This window comes from Aquitalea sp. LB_tupeE (assembly GCF_013391415.1).
GTDB lineage: Bacteria > Pseudomonadota > Gammaproteobacteria > Burkholderiales > Chromobacteriaceae > Aquitalea.
Genome location: NZ_JACAXB010000011.1, coordinates 78,763 through 94,219 on the forward strand (window position 1 = coordinate 78,763; position 15,457 = coordinate 94,219).

Consider the following 15,457-nt stretch of genomic DNA (forward strand, 5'->3'; position numbering starts at 1 on the left):
CCTGTTTCTGCACTATTAGAGCGAAAAATCAGCCCAGGAACAGTACGGCTTCAGCTTCAACCTGTACTCCCTTGGGCAGGCTGGCCACGCCCACGGCGGCACGTGCCGGGTAAGGCTGGCTGAAGTACTGGCCCATGATTTCGTTGAAAGTAGCGAAATTGGACAGGTCAGTCAGGTAGGCATTGAGCTTGACGATCTGGTCCAGGCTGCCACCTGCAGCTTCGCACACGGCTTTCAGGTTCTTGAACACCTGGTGGGTTTCGGCAGCGAAACCGCCTTCCACCACGGTCATGGTGGCCGGGTCCAGCGGAATCTGGCCGGACAGGTAAACAGTGTTGCCAGCCTTCACAGCCTGGGAGTAAGCACCGATGGCGGCCGGAGCGTGTTCGGTATGGATGATTTCTTTGGTCATTTACTGGTCTCCATCCCTGAGAAACAGGGTTAACAGGTCATTGAGAAAACGTTGCCCCTGCAAAGTGGGGCGAATGGTGGTGGCATCCTGCTCCAGCAATCCTTGCTGGATGGCCTGCTGTAATTCATTCCGGATACAGGATACAGGCAAACCGGTACGCTCGGTGAACAGGCGCGTTTCAAAACCACCGGTCAGCCGCAACAGATTCATCATGAATTCAAACGGCAGTTCGTCGCGCAGCACCTTGCGGCTGCTTTGCACCGGCTGGCCGTCGGCCACGGCCTGGATATAGGCCGCAGGCTGCTTGTGGCGCATTTCCCGCACAATGCCCTCGTGGCTGCTGATCTTGCCATGCGCGCCGGCACCAATGCCCAGATAGTCACCAAACTGCCAGTAATTGACGTTATGGCGGCTGCGCTTGCCGGGCCGGGCAAAGGCCGAGGTTTCGTAATGTTCGAAACTTGCAGCGGCCAGCCGCGCTTCGATGGCATCCTGCATGTCGGCCGACACTTCGTCATCCGGCAGGTTCTGCGGCGTGCGTACAGCGTACAGCGTGTTGGGCTCGATGGTGAGGTGGTAAGCCGACAGGTGAGTGATGCCATGCGACAAGGCGATGTCGATATCCTGCAGCGCCTGCTCCAGCGTCTGGCCGGGCAAGGCATACATCAGGTCGAGGTTGACGTTGTCAAAGCAGGACAGCGCAATATCGATGGCGCGGCGTGCTTCATCGCCATCATGAATCCGCCCCAGCACTTGCAGATGTTGCGGATTAAAGCTTTGAATGCCGATAGACAGGCGGTTGATGCCCGCCTCACGGTAGCCACGGAATTTTTCCGCCTCGAAGGTGCCGGGGTTGGCCTCCATGGTGATTTCCGCTTCCGGCGACAAGCGCAGCCGGGCGCGAATGCCCGCCAGCAGCGTGTCCATGGCCTGGGCCGAAAACAGGCTGGGCGTGCCACCGCCCATGAAGATGGTGCTGACACTGCGGCCCCAGATGGCAGGCAGACTGTATTCCAGATCGCGCAGCAGGGTTTCCACATAGGCCATTTCATCGAAACCACTACTGGCGACGCCAGCTTGCGGATTCCACTGCACGGTCTGGCCGTTACTGTTTTTCAGCTCGTGCGAGTTGAAGTCGCAATACGGGCATTTGCGCACGCACCAGGGGAAATGGATATACAGCGACAACGGTGGCAGCTCGCGCAGGCCGCCTTTCAGCCCTGACAGGTCAATCACGCTCATGCCAGCTCACGCAGTTTGCCCAGCATGGCCTGCATGGCTTTGCCACGATGGCTGACACGGTTCTTGTCCTCGGCTGCCAGCTGGGCCACGGTGCAGCCGAATTCCGGCAGATAGAAGTAAGGGTCGTAGCCGAAGCCACCCTTGCCTGCCGCCGTATCCTGCACCTCACCCAGCCACATGCCGTCGGCCACCAGCGGTTGCGGGTCGTCGGCATGGCGTACCAACACCAGCACGCAGTAATACCAGGCCCGGCGATTGTCCTTGCCTTGCAGCTTTTCGATCAGCTTGGCGTTATTGCGCTCGTCCGATTTGGGCTCGCCGGCATAACGTGCCGACAGCACACCCGGCTTGCCACCCAGTGCTTCCACGCAGATGCCGGAATCGTCAGCCAGCGCCGGCAGGCCGGTGACATGGCTGGCGTGACGGGCTTTTTCCAGGGCATTTTCCAGAAAGGTGTAATGCGGCTCCGGGCATTCCGGCACATTGAGTTGCCCTTGCGGGATGACTGTGACACCCAGCGGTGCCAGCAGGGCGGAAAACTCCCGCAGCTTGCCAGCGTTATTGCTGGCGAGAACCAGTTTGTCGAACATGGAGATTCATCCTGTTGCGTATAGTGCAGAACAGCAGGGTAAGTGGCAGCACATGTCGCGTCCACCCTGCTGTCATGTCAATCATTCGGTATGTTCATTGCGGGACGGCATGGCCGCCAATGCCTGCAACAACAGGCCCTCGTCGGCACCATCCAACAGCTTGGCATCGGACAGCATGCGCCGCCACTGGCGTGCACCCGGCATGCCCTGGAACAGGCCCAGTATATGACGGGCAATATTACGCAGCTTGTGGCCCTCAGCCAGACGGGCGCGGATATACGGCAACATGGCATCCACCACCTGCTGGCGGCTCACCGCGGTGCTGTCATCGCCATAGAAAGTGGCATCCCAGTCGGCCATCAGCCAGGGATTGTGATAAGCCTCGCGCCCCACCATCACGCCATCGACATGACGCAGGTGTGCGGCGATTTCGGCATTGGTTTTTACCCCGCCATTGATCAGGATTTCCAGTTCCGGTCTTTCCTGCTTCAGCCGGTAGACATAGTCATATTTCAGCGGCGGAATTTCGCGGTTTTCCTTGGGGCTGAGACCCTTGAGGATGGCATTGCGCGCATGCACGATAAAAGTGGTGCAACCAGCAGCGGCCACCTGGTCGACAAAACCAGCCAGGTAGTCGTAATGCTCGATCTGGTCGATGCCGATGCGGTGCTTGACGGTAACGTCAATGTCCACCACATCGCGCATGGCCTTGACGCAATCAGCCACCAGTTGCGGCTCGGCCATCAGGCAGGCACCAAATGCCCCCTTCTGGACCCGCTCGGACGGGCAGCCGACATTAAGGTTCACCTCGTCATAGCCCCACTGTTGCGCCAGCCGCGCGCATTGCGCCAGTTCGGACGGCTCGGAGCCGCCCAGTTGCAGGGCGACGGGGTGTTCTGCATCGTCAAAGCGCAGGTGCCGCTCCACATCGCCATACAGCAGCGCCCCGGTGGTGACCATTTCGGTGTACAGCCAGGTGTGGCGGCTGATTTGCCGGGCAAAGTAGCGGTAATGGCGGTCAGTCCAGTCCAGCATGGGCGCTACAGACAGACGGCGTGAGGGCAATACGGGCTTGGTGGCATTCATCGTGGTCAGGGCAAGTGGGCCCGGCCTTGCAGGCCAGGGTGCATCAGAGGGCAGCGGCGGCTGACATGCTGCAAAAACAGAGACTTAACAGGGCGCACATTATCCGGCGCGCTCTGGTGCAGGGTCAAGCCTCGTCATGGTCAAAGCAGGCGGACAAAGAAAAACCTCCGCGGCAGCCATGCTGCTGGCGGAGGTTGGATCTGACGTGAGCAGGACTCAGAGCATCCAGCCGATATGGGCCGGTACCTGGCCATCTACCGCCATCATTACCGACAGTGCGGTGACGGTGATGATGGAGAAGAAGAACACCTGACGCGCCCAGACGCGGTCGTCGGTGCTTTCCTTGTAACCGGACAGGGCCATCTTCAGCCACCACAGGCTGGTGGCACAGGCCACGGCCAGGTAGCCATAACCGGCATAGCCGTAGAACACCAACAGCAAGGTGGCGACGGCAAAGGCCAGGATGTAAAGCACGATCTGCTGCTTGGCCTCGGAAATGCCCTTCACCACCGGCAGCACCGGAATCTTGGCCGCTTCGTAGTCCTTGAAGCGGAAGATGGCGATGGCGTAGGAGTGCGGCATCTGCCACAGGCAGAACATCAGCAGCAGGATGGCAGCACCGCTGTCAAAGCGGCCACTGGCGGCACAGTAGCCCGCCACCGGCGGTACTGCGCCGGACAGGCTGCCCACCAAGGTGCCGTAAACCGACTTGCGCTTCATGTACAGGCTGTACACACCGACATAGATCAGGAAACCGAACAGCGCGCAGCACAAGGCCAGCACATTGGTCCAGATGGCCAGCGTGGCAAAGCCGGCAACACCCAGCACAAAACCATGTGCCAGTGCTGCCTTGGGGCTCATGTCGCCGGTCACCAGCACCCGTTTCTGGGTGCGGGCCATGCGTGCGTCGATATCGCGGTCGATGCAGTTGTTGATGGCGCAGCCGGAGGCCACCACCAGCGACAACCCTGCCACCGTGGCTAGCAGCAGGGTCCAGTCCAGCCTGCCCTGCGATGCCAGCAAGAAACCACCCACAGTGGAGATGAGGTTGCCGAAGATGATGCCCGGCTTGGTCACCTGCAAATAGCGCTTGAGTTTCATCACGTCCCGGCTCAGCGCAACATCAGTGCATCGGCGGTGGAGATGATCCATACCGACAGGCCAACCAGCATCACGATGATCATCGCGGTGAACAGGAAGGAGAAGCTGTTGAGCTTGCCTTCCTTGGTGAAGTTCAGATGCAGGAAGTACTTGAGGTGCACGATGATCTGCACCACAGCGAAGCCGAAGATGCCGATAACGGTGGCCTGTTTGGTGAAGTTGCCGCTCATTACCATCCAGAACGGAATGGCAGTGAGGATGACAGCCAGCACGAAACCGGTGAGGTAGCTTTTTACGCTGCCGTGGTCGGCGGCGTGTTCATGAGCCTGACTCATTACATGGCTCCTTTCAGGTACACGACGGTAAACACGCAGATCCACACGATGTCCAGGAAGTGCCAGAACAGGCTGAGGCAGCTCAGGCGGGTCATGGCGCGGCCGGTCAGGCCGGTCTTGGCCACTTCGAACATCATCACCGCCATCCACAGCAGGCCGGCGGTCACGTGCAGGCCGTGCAGGCCAACCAGGCCGAAGAAGGAAGACAGGAAGGCGCTGACATTGGGGCCATGGCCTTCGGCGATCAGGTGGTGAAACTCGTTCACTTCCATGCCGATGAACACGGCACCGCAGGCAAAGGTCACAGCCAGCCAGCCCAGCACGGCCGACTTGTTGCCCTTGTAACCGGCAATCATGGCAAAGCCGTAGGTGATGGAGGACAGCAGCAGGGCTGCGGTTTCACCCATCACATAAGGCAGCTCGAAGATTTCCTTGCCCGAAACGCCGGTGGCAACGTTACGGTACAGCACCGCATACGCCGCAAAAGCCGTGGCGAACAGGATGCAGTCGGTCATCAGATAGAACCAGAAGCCCAGCACGGTTTGCGAACCGCTGTCGTGATGCTCGTGGTCATCATGCGCGTCGTGCGCGTGTTCTACATAAGTACTCATCTTGGCTCAACCTGTTAAGCAGTAGTGGTGGGACGGCTGCCACGACGCGGCTTGTCAGCATCGCGCTCGCTGTAATTGTCCACATCAATGCCCATGTTTTCAAAGTGGGCACGCTCGATTGCTTCCACTTCATCCGGCTGTACGTAGTAGTCCAGATTGTTGTCGTAGGCACGGGCCAGCATGGCGCCGATGATGCCGACCAGGCCAACAATCGCCAGCCACCAGATATGCCAGATCAAGGCAAAACCCAGCAGGGTGGTGAAGCCGCCGATATACACGCCGGTCGCGGTATTGCTTGGCATGTGAATCGGAGCGTACTTCTGCGGTACCTTGTAAGCCTCGCCCTTTTCCTTCATGTCGGTGAAGGCGTCGATATCATGCACATGCGGCACGACCGCAAAGTTGTAGAACGGCGGCGGGGACGAGGTGGACCATTCCAGGGTATGGCCATTCCACGGGTCACCGGTCACGTCGGCCAGTTTCTTGCGATCACGGATGCTCACCACGATCTGCAACAACTGGCAGCCGATACCGCAGGCAATCAGCACCGCACCCACGCAGGCGATGTACAGCCATGGGTCCCAAGCCGGATTGTCGGTATGGTTCAGACGACGCGTCATGCCCAGGAAGCCCAGGATGTACAGCGGGATGAAGGCGAACATGAAGCCGCTTTGCCAGAACCAGAAGGCAGCCTTGCCCAGTTTTTCATTCAGCTTGAAGCCGAAAGCCTTGGGGAACCAGTAGGAGAAACCAGCCAGATAGCCGAATACCGCGCCACCGATAATGGTGTTGTGGAAGTGGGCAATCAGGAACAAGCTGTTGTGCAGCACGAAGTCGGCACCCGGAACGGCCATCAGCACGCCGGTCATGCCGCCGATGGAGAAGGTCACCATGAAGCCCATGGTCCACAGTACCGGCGGGGTAAAGCGGATACGACCCTGATACATGGTGAACAGCCAGTTGAACAGCTTCACGCCGGTCGGCACCGAAATCACCATGGTGGCGATACCGAAGAAGGCGTTGACATCCGCACCGGAACCCATGGTGAAGAAGTGGTGCAGCCACACCATGAAGCCCAGCACCGAAATCACGCCACTGGCGATGATCATGGAAGTGTGGCCAAACAGGCGCTTGCCAGAGAAGGTGGAGATGACTTCGGAGAAGATACCGAAAGCCGGCAGCACCAGAATGTAAACTTCAGGATGGCCCCAGGCCCAGAACAGGTTCAGGTACATCATGGCGTTACCACCGGCTTCCGCAGTAAAGAAGTGGAAGTCCAGGTAACGGTCCAGGCTCAGCATGGCCAGCGCGCCGGTCAAAATCGGGAAGGAAGCCACGATCAGCACGTTGGCCCAGGTGCAGGTCCAGGTGAAGATCGGCATTTGCATCAGCTTCATGCCCGGTGCGCGCATCTTGATGATGGTGACCAGGAAGTTGATCGCCGTCAGCGTCGTCCCTATACCGGATATCTGTAGCGCCCAGGTGTAGTAATCCACCCCCACATCCGGACTGAAACCCAGCTCGGACAGCGGCGGATAGGCCACCCAGCCGGTACGGGCAAAGTTACCCACACCCAGCGACAGGTTGACCAGAATCACCGCCGACACCAGCAGCCAGAAGCTCAGCGAGTTCAGGAAGGGGAAGGCCACGTCGCGCGCGCCGATTTGCAGCGGCACCACGATGTTCATCAGCCCGGTCATGAAAGGCATGGCCATGAAGATGATCATGATCACACCGTGCGCGGTGAAGATCTGGTCATAGTGTTCTGGCGGGAATACCCCCAGATGCCCGTCGGTGGCCATGGCCAGCTGGGCACGCATCATCAGTGCATCGGCAAAGCCGCGCAGCAACATGATCATAGCGACGACGATGTACATCACGCCAATCTTCTTGTGGTCGACCGAAGTCAGCCACTCTTTCCACAAATAGCCCCATTTACCGAACTTGGTAATGAGCGCCAGCACCACCAAGCCCATCAGGCCCGCGCCGGACAGCGCAGCCACGATGATGGGTTCCTTGTAGGGGATGGCATCCAGAGTCAGTTTGCCTAACAGCATTGCTTATTGCTCCTTCACAGCCGGGGTTTCGCACAAACGCTTGGTCAGCGCGGCCAGCTTCAATTCGTCGTCGGTGGCAGCCAGCGACTGACGACCTGCCATGTACTTGTGCAGTACGGCATCGAACAGACGCGGTTCCGGCATGGTGTAGAACGCCACCGGATTGTTCTCGCTCGGCTTGGCCAGGGCGAGATAAGCATCAGCATTCAAGGACTTGCCAGCAGCACGTACCTTTTGCACCCAGGCATCAAACTGCTCGGGCGTTTCGGTGGCAATGGCGTTGAACTTCATGCCGGAGAAACCGGCGCCGCTGTAGTTGGACGACATACCCTTGTAAGTGCCAGCTTCATTGGCGATCAGGTGCAGCTTGGTTTCCATCCCGGCCATGGCGTAAATCTGGCCACCCAGCTGCGGGATGAAGAAGGAGTTCATTGCGGCATCAGAGGTGATGCGGAAGTTAACCGGTACGTTCTTGGGGAAGGCCAGCTGGTTGACGGTGGCGATGTTCAGATCCGGGTAGATGAACAGCCACTTCCAGTTCATGGCGACCACCTGCACGTTGATCGGCTTCTTGTCCGAATCGAGCGGGCGGTACGGGTCCAGCTTGTGCGTGGTGTTCCAGGTCACCACGGCCAGACAGCTGACGATGATGATGGGAATGATCCAGACCACGGCCTCGATCTTGTTGGAGTGGGACCACTTGGGCGTGTAGATGGCGTCCTTGTTGCTGGCACGATACTTCCAGGCAAACAGGAAAGTCATCACGATGACCGGAATGACAACCAGCAACATCAGCACAGTGGCGGTGATGATCAGGGATTTCTCATCGGCTGCGACCTGCCCTTTCGGGTCAAGAATGCCACCCTGACAACCGGTGAGCAGTGCAGTCACGACTGGAGAAAGCCCCCACAACAGGCGGGTGGGTCTAGAGTTTCTCATCATACGACTTTACGGGTTAAAGATTCCTTGCTCGCCGCGGCGAGGGACAGCGTCATGTCAGAAGACGCCATCGTTCATGTCGGATACGGGAGGCCCGTATCTGGAACAAGGCGATTACCTGCGGCCTTGCTCCTGTTGAATACCGTTTGACTACCATTCCACACGACACTGCAGCCGTGCCATGACCCGCTGCCGCACACGCTGCACACCTGCTGCGTGCTGCTACCGGATCGGGTCGCCGGTGCCATCTGTCCTGGGTGGACCTGCTTGAAGAAAACGTGCATCGTCACCATCTGCCATCAGCCTGATTTACGGCATGGGCTGACAAGACTGCGACAATTTGTCACAGTGACGGGCGCGCTATTAAAAATCAGTTTTATTCTCTTTAGCAAGCCATCTGGCAGGTATCAAGCCCTGATTTGTTAGTACAAACACGCCTCAAAATGGTGCATATTTGATTTGCATCAATGCGCAAATGTCAGATTTATTGCAGTAGCAGCAAAGCTTTAAGCCATGCGCATGCACGGTGCAGCGCACCATTCCGGCGGTTACATTTCGTTGCAAAAAAGTTCCCGTTGCGTAACGCCACAGCTACACGCAATAAAAAACCGCCGCTTGCAAGCAAGACGGCGGTTGGCGATCGGGGATCTGATTGGTGGTGCGTCAGCTCAGCGTTCCAGCTCCAGGATGGCTTCCATGTCCTGGTCCACCTTGCGCATGCGCTCGTAGAGCTCGCCGGTGCTGCCCACCATCTGATCCAGTTGCTCCTGACTGCTGTTGGACGAAGCGGTGAGCTTGCCCAGCAAGTTCACCACTTGCTGCATTTCGCCAGCAAAACTGCTGACATGCTCGCTCATCAGCCGCATATCCATGCCAACTTGTGCCACACCGCTCATCACATGCTCCACGGCGCCACCGGTGGCATCCAGATTGGACTGGGTATTGTTGGCCAACTTGCGCACTTCGTCTGCCACCACGGCGAAACCACGACCGGCTTCCCCGGCTCGCGCAGCCTCAATTGCAGCATTCAGCGCCAGCAGATTGGTCTGTTCGGCAATTTTCTTGATCATCAGCATCACATCACCGATTTGCCGGGCATCCTTCTCCAGCTCGACAATGCGCAGGCTGACATTGGCAGAGGTCTTGTTACCCTGCTCCACGCTACCGGAAAAACGTGAGATCTCGCTCTGGATGGCAATCAGGTGCGTCACCAGTTCGGCCGAGGCCTGGCGGAACATCGGCAGGCTTTCCATCAACTGGCTGGCAAAGCTTTTGTAGCCTTGCAATTCGTGAATGACCTGCGACTTCATGTGGTCGATACAACGGGCGCGCGATACTTCGCGGCTGGCAAAGTAGTTCTTGAAGTTGGCGTAATGAATGGGAAAACGCTGGATGAAGTCATCCTGGAAGCCATCCTTGGCCGGGTAGAAAAATACCGCGGTCTGCGTCTGGTTGATATTGACGCCCAGCAACTCGCCAAACGAAGAGAAACCGGCTACCGGGATATCCCCATAGACATTGCTGCCGGACAGGGCGGTGCTGTTGTTGAGTCGGCGCAAGATGCAGTCATTGAGCAGACCGCCGACTGCGGCCGGCTTGCCTTGAGTAAAACGGCTGAAATCGCTCTGGGTTCTTTCCACTAGGCCTTCTTGTTTGAGCAGGTGCAGCTCCTCACCAAATGACAGGTCACAGGCAAAGTGCAATACCCCGTTCTGGGCATCCACGCTCAGCACCGAGCGCACAAACATATCGTTCTTGATCTTGATACCGAAGCTGTACTTGCCCAGTCGGTCCCCCACGTCGGCAGGGCTACAGGAGAAGTGACGCGCCAGCACTTCCACCACATTGGCCACCTTGCCATCGCGGTCGAATACCGACTCCACGGTGCGCAATTCCGCACTAGCCTTGGCAATAGTGAAAGATGTGCCGGTTTCCTGGAAATTCTGCGACTTGAACACACCATAGCGATAAGCCGGGGACAGCTTGATGAACACCAGAACCGCATGACCGTCGCGCACGCTCTGGCCGTCATGCAGGCGGGTCATGGAGAAATCCAGCGGCCCACCGGCCGAACCACCGATAAACAGGTAGGGGAAGCGTTCCGACTCGTACACGGCTTCCATCAGATAGCTTTCACTACTGGACAGGCCGTCCACCAGGGTCAGCACGAAGCCATCCTGATAGCTCATGGAAAAGCCGGGCTGCACGCGGGACAGGTTGTCCATGATGCGGCGCACCCGTTCATCACGTCCCATCTTGCTCTGGCCTGACTTGAGGTCCTCACAGCCCAAGGGCACGCTGGCCACATGCACGCCAGACAGGATTTGCTTGTCAAACAACTGGAACACCATGCTGTCCCAACCCGGATTGGCCGGAAGATAGAGCGGGTCGTTTGCCTTGAGCGAACACAATTCACCGGCGGTGGTGGTCAGCACCACTTTGGCACCGGGAAAGGCTGCGGCGGCGCTACGTGCCACTTGGTCCAGATTAGCTGCCGGGTTGATAAAACCAAGCACCAGAGCGATGTCGCCGCGGCTGGCGGCACGCAGGTCGGCATCTACCGAAGAAGTTCGGCTGCGGACGACCTGGATAGGAGCAGAGCCCTGCTTGCCTGGCTCATGTTGAAGGGTGGGTTTATTGCGCTTGAAAAACATCCTGACACTCTCCCGTTGGCAATGTGAATCATTATTATTTTCATGCTTATGACATGCGTTGAACTCCATATTAGCAATAAAAACCGCACATTCCAGCTGGTTATTAGAAATGTTCTGATCTACCTCAGAATCAAGTCCATGTGCTGCACGGTTGAGTCTGAGTCGGCCTCAGGCCATACTCCCCCCGTATTGTGTCAACCGGATGGATGAGCAGGCATGACCTACCGTATCGTATTTGTTGAAGATGACCCTGATCTGGCCGAATTGATCAGCGACTTTCTGGCCCGCCACGAAATGGACGTCGTGATAGAGCCGCGTGGTGATACGGCGCTAGCCACCATTGAAAGGGAAGCACCGGATATGGTGCTGCTGGACATCATGCTGCCGGGCAAGGACGGCTTGTCCATCTGCCGCGAGCTGCGACCCAATTTTGACGGGCCCATCATCATGCTGACCTCGCTGGACAGCGACATGAACCAGATTCTGGGGCTGGAACTGGGCGCCAATGACTACATCCTGAAAACCACGCCGCCGTCGGTACTGGTGGCCCGCTTGCGCTCGCAGCTGCGCAATATGCGCCCGGCCCAGGCCGCCAGCGAGAGCGCACCAGTGAAAACCCAGCGCAAACTGGTCTTCGGCCAGCTGTCCATCGACCCGGTCAGCCGCGACGTGGTGCTGGGCAAGGAAAAGGTGGCGCTATCCACCTCCGACTTCGACCTGCTGTGGTTGCTGGCCAATCATGCCGGCGAAACACTCAACCGCGACATCCTGCTCAAGGAAATGCGCGGTGTCAGCTACGACGGGCTGGACCGCAGCATTGACGTGGCTATTTCCCGCCTGCGCAAGAAGCTGGGCGACAACCCCACCGAGCCTTTCCGCATCAAGACCGTGCGCAACCGCGGCTACCTGTTCTCCTTGTCCGGCTGGGAATAATCCATGCGTCGTCTGTTCATCCAGTTTTACCTGCTGCTGGTCACCTGCTTCATGGTGGCCGTGGTGATGGTTGGCGCGGTTTACAAACAGGCGGTTGACGATGTGGGCGAGCGCTATCTGTCGGACTTGCTGCGCACCACCCTGTCGCTGATCGAAGCCGACTTGCACGGTGTGCCGGAAGACCGCTGGACCGAAACCCTGCAAAGCTCCAACCATGACTTCACCTTCAAGGTGACGGTGGAAAAGCAGAGTAACTATCTGCTGGATGAAGAATCGGAAGAAGCCCTCAACAATGGCGAAATCGTCATGCTGGAGGACAAATACCTGTTCTTGCAGAAGATAGAAGACAGCAATTACTTGCTGGTAGCCGGCCCCTTGCGCTACCTGTTCTTCCTGCATCAGCTCAAATCGGTGGATTACGCCTTGCTGGCGCTGCTGGGCCTGTCACTGGCCATTCCGGTGTTTTTGTGGATGCAGCCACACTGGAAAGACTTGGTCACCCTGGAAAAAACGGCAGGCAAGCTGGCTGGCGGTGATTTTTCCGCCCGGGTGCATTTGCCCAGCCGCTCCGGGGTGCGCCAGGTCGCCGCAGCGTTCAACCATATGGCGGACAGTATTGCCGCCCTGCTGGCCAGCAAAAAGGCACTGACCAATGCGGTTGCCCATGAACTGCGTACGCCGCTGGCCCGTTTGCGCTACCGGCTGGCCCTGCTGGAAGGCGATGAGGACTCCCCCGCCAAGCAAGCCATCGAGAAAGACCTGTCCGCCATTGACTCGCTGGTGGAGGAACTGTTGTTTCATGCAAAGCTGGACCGGCCGGAAGCACCGTTGCAGCTGACCCAGTTTGATGCCGTCAGCTGGGCCCGCGAGCGCATTCACGAACAAGCCACTCTGGCACCTGAGTTGAACTGGCTGGAACCGCCGACCGAAACACTCAGCTTTTTAGCTGACCAGTATCTGGTCACGCGCGCGCTGGATAACTTTTTGTCCAATGCCCGCCGCTATGCCAACAGCACGATCCAGACCACCCTGCGCGTAGAAGACCGCAACTGCATCATCATGGTGGACGATGACGGCCCGGGCATTCCGGAAGAAGATCGGGACCGGGTGTTCGACCCATTCATCCGCCTGGATGAAAGCCGTGGCCGCAAGACCGGTGGGCACGGACTGGGACTGGCTATCGTTGCCGGTATCGCGCGCCTGCACCATGGCGAGGTGAAGGTGGAAACCTCACCCTTGGGTGGTGCGCGCTTCATTATTCGTTGGCCAACATGAGAATGTACATTTGGTTACATTGAGAAACATGGCGTGGGTAGACGTTGCCGTGCAGCACCGTTAGGATGCCCCCCTGAATAGGACTATCCGTCCGCCTTCAAACTTGATTTTCAAGATGAACTTAGGAGTTTTACAAAAATGAAAAAGCTGGCTCTGCTCGCTCTGACCGCCGCCTTTGGCCTGACCTCCACTGCTTCCTTCGCTGCTGATACCTCCGCTCCGGTAGCTATCCACAAGGCCAAGAAGGCTGAGAAGAAAGTTAAGAAAGACGCTTCCGCTCAGAAAGCTCAAGCCGCTGAAGCTTCCGCTCCGGCCAAGAAAGCCAAAAAAGTAGCCAAGAAAGACGCTTCCGCTCAGAAAGCTCAAGCCGCTGAAGCTTCCGCTCCGGCCAAGAAAGCCAAAAAAGTAGCCAAGAAAGACGCTTCTGCTCAGAAAGCTCAAGCTGCTGAAGCTTCCGCTCCGGCCAAGAAAGCCAAAAAAGTAGCCAAGAAAGATGCTTCCGCTCAGAAAGCTCAGGCTGCTGAAGCTTCCGCTCCGGCCAAGAAAGCCAAAAAAGTAGCCAAGAAAGATGCTTCCGCTCAGAAAGCTCAGGCTGCTGAAGCTTCCGCTCCGGCCAAGAAAGCCAAGAAAGTAGCCAAGAAAGACGCTTCCGCTCAGAAAGCTCAAGCTGCTGACGCTTCCGCTCCGGCCAAGAAAGCCAAGAAAGTAGCCAAGAAAGACGCTTCCGCTCAGAAAGCTCAAGCTGCTGACGCTTCCGCTCCGGCCAAGAAAGCCCACAAAAAGCACGCTAAAAAGCACGCTGCCAAGAAAGTAGACGCTTCCGCTCAAAAAGCCCAAGCTGCTGACGCTTCCGCTCCGGCCAAGAAAGCTCACAAAAAGCACGCTAAAAAGCACGCTGCCAAGAAAGTAGACGCTTCCGCTCAAAAAGCCCAAGCTGCTGACGCTTCCGCTCCGGCCAAAAAAGCTCACAAAAAGCACGCTAAAAAGCACGCTGCCAAGAAAGTAGACGCTTCTGCTCAAAAAGCCCAAGCTGCTGACGCTTCCGCTCCGGCCAAAAAAGCTCACAAAAAGCACGCTAAAAAGCACGCTGCCAAAAAAGTAGACGCTTCCGCTCAAAAAGCCCAAGCTGCTGACGCTTCCGCTCCGGCCAAAAAGCACGCTGCCAAAAAGCACCACGCTAAAAAGCACGCCGCTAAAAAAGCTGACGCTTCCGCTCAGAAAGCCCAAGCTGCTGAAGCCTCCGCTCCGGCAAAAAAGGCTAAAAAAGCCGCTTCCGCTGCCAAGTAATTCGCACGGATACGACAGCTGACCCCGGTTTGCTGTCAGTCTTACCTTCGGGGCGCTTCGGCGCCCCGATTGCATTGGAGCCCCACCCCATGTTGCGCACTACCCTGCTTGCCCTGAGTCTGTGTCTGCTGCCCCTGGCGGCCCAGGCCAAACCCACCGCCGAACAACTGGTGTTGTTTTTCGGCAAGGATGATCGCGTCAAGACCGATCCGGACAGCGGCTTGTGGCAGGCTGTCGGACAGCTGGAAACCAAAAGCCATCTGGTATGCACCGCCACGCTGGTGGCAGAGGATGTGGTGGTGACCGCCGGTCATTGCTTCATCAACAAGCATGGGCGCTTCGATCCGGCCATCAGTTTTACGGTTGGCCTGTCCGGTAATGAATTCAGCGAACAAAGTGCCATCCGCGAAGTGCAGGTGGACAAGGCCTTTCTGGCAGGCCTGGAGCATCGTCCGGACGGGACGTATATTCCCAAGAAAATCGCCGGGCGCGATTTTGCCTTTGTACGCTTAAGCCAGCCTTTAGGCCGCAGCCGTGGGGTGATTCCGGTCTTTGCCGGCGATAGCCAGGCGTTGAAACAGCAGTTGCAAGGTATCCACAATACGGTCACCAATGGGGGGTATCCACTGGATGACCTCACCCACCTGCTGGTCCACAATAATTGCCAGGCAACCGGTCTGCTGGCCGATGGCCGCCTGACTCACCGCTGCGACACGCTGGAAGGCAATAGCGGCTCTCCCATTCTGGCGCGCATCAATGGCCGCATGACGCTGATCGGCATCCAGAGCTCGGCCCCGGTGGCAGCACGCCGCCGCAAGGAAGACAATATGGCGCTATCCAGCCCGGTGTTCTACCAGCAGCTGCAGCAGTTCATCCAGCAAGGCCGTCCCCAGAAATGACAACAGGGGCAAAAGCCCCTGTCGAACATGGCTTCA

The 15,457-nt window shown here is 57.8% G+C and carries 14 protein-coding genes and 1 pseudogene; 4 read left to right on the forward strand and 11 right to left on the reverse strand.

The window, feature by feature from the left end; translation table 11 throughout:
* Nucleotides 1-28 precede the first annotated feature (28 nt).
* The 11 genes and pseudogenes from HWX34_RS04590 to HWX34_RS21225 form a co-directional block, all read right to left on the reverse strand.
* Nucleotides 29-412 (reverse strand): RidA family protein, encoded by a 384-nt coding sequence (locus HWX34_RS04590; RefSeq protein ID WP_045847662.1) that lies wholly within the window; start codon nucleotides 410-412, stop codon nucleotides 29-31.
* A complete protein-coding gene (gene hemW / locus HWX34_RS04595; protein ID WP_178971186.1) occupies nucleotides 413-1,654 on the reverse strand; it encodes a radical SAM family heme chaperone HemW in 1,242 nt (413 codons plus the stop codon).
* Complete coding sequence (gene rdgB, locus HWX34_RS04600) at nucleotides 1,651-2,244, reverse strand: RdgB/HAM1 family non-canonical purine NTP pyrophosphatase (RefSeq protein ID WP_178971187.1); 594 nt, start codon at nucleotides 2,242-2,244, stop codon at nucleotides 1,651-1,653. The genes hemW and rdgB overlap by 4 nt, the downstream gene beginning before the upstream one ends.
* Nucleotides 2,245-2,325: 81 nt before the next feature.
* Entirely contained in the window at nucleotides 2,326-3,330 is a 1,005-nt protein-coding gene (dusA, locus tag HWX34_RS04605; protein WP_178971188.1) for a tRNA dihydrouridine(20/20a) synthase DusA, read from the reverse strand.
* Nucleotides 3,331-3,546: 216 nt separating this feature from the next.
* Complete coding sequence (cyoE, locus tag HWX34_RS04610; protein WP_178971266.1) at nucleotides 3,547-4,431, reverse strand: heme o synthase; 885 nt, start codon at nucleotides 4,429-4,431, stop codon at nucleotides 3,547-3,549.
* An 11-nt stretch (nucleotides 4,432-4,442) separates the two neighbouring features.
* Nucleotides 4,443-4,766, reverse strand: coding sequence for a cytochrome o ubiquinol oxidase subunit IV (gene cyoD, locus HWX34_RS04615; RefSeq protein WP_178971189.1), 324 nt, complete (start codon nucleotides 4,764-4,766; stop codon nucleotides 4,443-4,445).
* Nucleotides 4,766-5,377 (reverse strand): cytochrome o ubiquinol oxidase subunit III, encoded by a 612-nt coding sequence (cyoC, locus tag HWX34_RS04620; RefSeq protein WP_178971190.1) that lies wholly within the window; start codon nucleotides 5,375-5,377, stop codon nucleotides 4,766-4,768. Before cyoC ends, cyoD begins: the two co-directional genes overlap by 1 nt.
* 14 nt (nucleotides 5,378-5,391) lie before the next feature.
* Nucleotides 5,392-7,434, reverse strand: a complete 2,043-nt coding sequence (cyoB, locus tag HWX34_RS04625) for a cytochrome o ubiquinol oxidase subunit I (RefSeq protein ID WP_178971191.1) — start codon at nucleotides 7,432-7,434, stop codon at nucleotides 5,392-5,394.
* Between the two features lie 3 nt (nucleotides 7,435-7,437).
* On the reverse strand, nucleotides 7,438-8,376 hold the full coding sequence (gene cyoA / locus HWX34_RS04630) for a ubiquinol oxidase subunit II (RefSeq protein ID WP_255496576.1): 939 nt from the start codon (nucleotides 8,374-8,376) through the stop codon (nucleotides 7,438-7,440).
* Between the two features lie 665 nt (nucleotides 8,377-9,041).
* Entirely contained in the window at nucleotides 9,042-9,683 is a 642-nt protein-coding gene (locus HWX34_RS21220; RefSeq protein ID WP_370459672.1) for a methyl-accepting chemotaxis protein, read from the reverse strand.
* A 171-nt stretch (nucleotides 9,684-9,854) separates the two neighbouring features.
* Nucleotides 9,855-11,096, reverse strand: a pseudogene (locus HWX34_RS21225) (FIST signal transduction protein); the annotation flags it as partial.
* 147 nt (nucleotides 11,097-11,243) lie between these two features.
* Between HWX34_RS21225 and rstA the strand changes: the two are divergent.
* The 4 genes from rstA to HWX34_RS04655 all read left to right on the forward strand — a co-directional run bounded on the left by rstA (nucleotide 11,244) and on the right by HWX34_RS04655 (nucleotide 15,421).
* Nucleotides 11,244-11,960 (forward strand): two-component system response regulator RstA, encoded by a 717-nt coding sequence (rstA, locus tag HWX34_RS04640; protein WP_045847672.1) that lies wholly within the window; start codon nucleotides 11,244-11,246, stop codon nucleotides 11,958-11,960.
* A 3-nt stretch (nucleotides 11,961-11,963) separates the two neighbouring features.
* Entirely contained in the window at nucleotides 11,964-13,235 is a 1,272-nt protein-coding gene (gene rstB, locus HWX34_RS04645) for a two-component system sensor histidine kinase RstB (RefSeq protein ID WP_178971193.1), read from the forward strand.
* Between the two features lie 138 nt (nucleotides 13,236-13,373).
* Complete coding sequence (locus HWX34_RS21050) at nucleotides 13,374-14,522, forward strand: hypothetical protein (RefSeq protein WP_218645054.1); 1,149 nt, start codon at nucleotides 13,374-13,376, stop codon at nucleotides 14,520-14,522.
* Nucleotides 14,523-14,611: 89 nt separating this feature from the next.
* Nucleotides 14,612-15,421 (forward strand): serine protease, encoded by an 810-nt coding sequence (locus tag HWX34_RS04655; protein WP_178971194.1) that lies wholly within the window; start codon nucleotides 14,612-14,614, stop codon nucleotides 15,419-15,421.
* Nucleotides 15,422-15,457: the final 36 nt, after the last annotated feature.

Bases quoted from the DNA above. Each gene is read 5' to 3' on its own strand.
- cyoD (WP_178971189.1), bottom strand. From the start codon at position 4,766: ATGAGTCAGGCTCATGAACACGCCGCCGACCACGGCAGCGTAAAAAGC.
- hemW (WP_178971186.1), bottom strand. From the start codon at position 1,654: ATGAGCGTGATTGACCTGTCAGGGCTGAAAGGCGGCCTGCGCGAGCTG.
- dusA (WP_178971188.1), bottom strand. From the start codon at position 3,330: ATGAATGCCACCAAGCCCGTATTGCCCTCACGCCGTCTGTCTGTAGCG.
- HWX34_RS04590 (WP_045847662.1), bottom strand. From the start codon at position 412: ATGACCAAAGAAATCATCCATACCGAACACGCTCCGGCCGCCATCGGT.
- HWX34_RS04655 (WP_178971194.1), top strand. From the start codon at position 14,612: ATGTTGCGCACTACCCTGCTTGCCCTGAGTCTGTGTCTGCTGCCCCTG.
- cyoE (WP_178971266.1), bottom strand. From the start codon at position 4,431: ATGAAACTCAAGCGCTATTTGCAGGTGACCAAGCCGGGCATCATCTTC.
- cyoA (WP_255496576.1), bottom strand. From the start codon at position 8,376: ATGATGAGAAACTCTAGACCCACCCGCCTGTTGTGGGGGCTTTCTCCA.
- rdgB (WP_178971187.1), bottom strand. From the start codon at position 2,244: ATGTTCGACAAACTGGTTCTCGCCAGCAATAACGCTGGCAAGCTGCGG.
- rstB (WP_178971193.1), top strand. From the start codon at position 11,964: ATGCGTCGTCTGTTCATCCAGTTTTACCTGCTGCTGGTCACCTGCTTC.
- cyoC (WP_178971190.1), bottom strand. From the start codon at position 5,377: ATGAGTACTTATGTAGAACACGCGCACGACGCGCATGATGACCACGAG.
- HWX34_RS21050 (WP_218645054.1), top strand. From the start codon at position 13,374: ATGAAAAAGCTGGCTCTGCTCGCTCTGACCGCCGCCTTTGGCCTGACC.
- cyoB (WP_178971191.1), bottom strand. From the start codon at position 7,434: ATGCTGTTAGGCAAACTGACTCTGGATGCCATCCCCTACAAGGAACCC.
- HWX34_RS21220 (WP_370459672.1), bottom strand. From the start codon at position 9,683: ATGAAGTCGCAGGTCATTCACGAATTGCAAGGCTACAAAAGCTTTGCC.
- rstA (WP_045847672.1), top strand. From the start codon at position 11,244: ATGACCTACCGTATCGTATTTGTTGAAGATGACCCTGATCTGGCCGAA.